The 691-nt window shown below is 52.7% G+C and carries 1 rRNA gene; it reads left to right on the forward strand.

The window, feature by feature from the left end:
• Positions 1–691: ribosomal RNA gene (locus PGLA_RS15940) — 23S ribosomal RNA — on the forward strand; the annotation flags it as partial.

Below are 691 nucleotides of genomic sequence, written 5' to 3' on the forward strand. Positions count from 1 at the left end.
CAAAAGTCCAATCCCTCCGAGGTGTATCCCGAGTAGTGCGGGGCACGTGAAACCCCGTATGAATCCAGCAGGACCATCTGCTAAGGCTAAATACTCCCTAGCGACCGATAGTGAAACAGTACCGTGAGGGAAAGGTGAAAAGCACCCCGGAAGGGGAGTGAAATAGAACCTGAAACCGTGTGCTTACAAAAAGTCAGAGCCCGATCTATGGGTGATGGCGTGCCTTTTGTAGAATGAACCGGCGAGTTACGTTCCCATGCAAGGTTAAGCTGAGAAGGCGGAGCCGCAGCGAAAGCGAGTCTGAATAGGGCGATTTGAGTATGTGGACGTAGACCCGAAACCGTGTGATCTACCCCTGTCCAGGGTGAAGGTGCGGTAACACGCACTGGAGGCCCGAACCCACGCATGTTGAAAAATGCGGGGATGAGGTGGGGGTAGCGGAGAAATTCCAATCGAACTCGGAGATAGCTGGTTCTCCCCGAAATAGCTTTAGGGCTAGCCTCGGAATGAAGAGTCGTGGAGGTAGAGCACTGATTGGGTGCGGGGCCCGCAAGGGTTACCAAACTCAGTCAAACTCCGAATGCCATGTACTTATGTCCGGGAGTCAGACAGTGAGTGCTAAGATCCATTGTCGAAAGGGAAACAGCCCAGACCATCAGCTAAGGTCCCAAAGTGTGTGTTAAGTGGAAAA

The sequence above is a fragment of the Paenibacillus glacialis genome, assembly GCF_001637205.1.
In the GTDB taxonomy this organism is placed as follows: Bacteria; Bacillota; Bacilli; order Paenibacillales; family Paenibacillaceae; genus Paenibacillus_AQ; species Paenibacillus_AQ glacialis.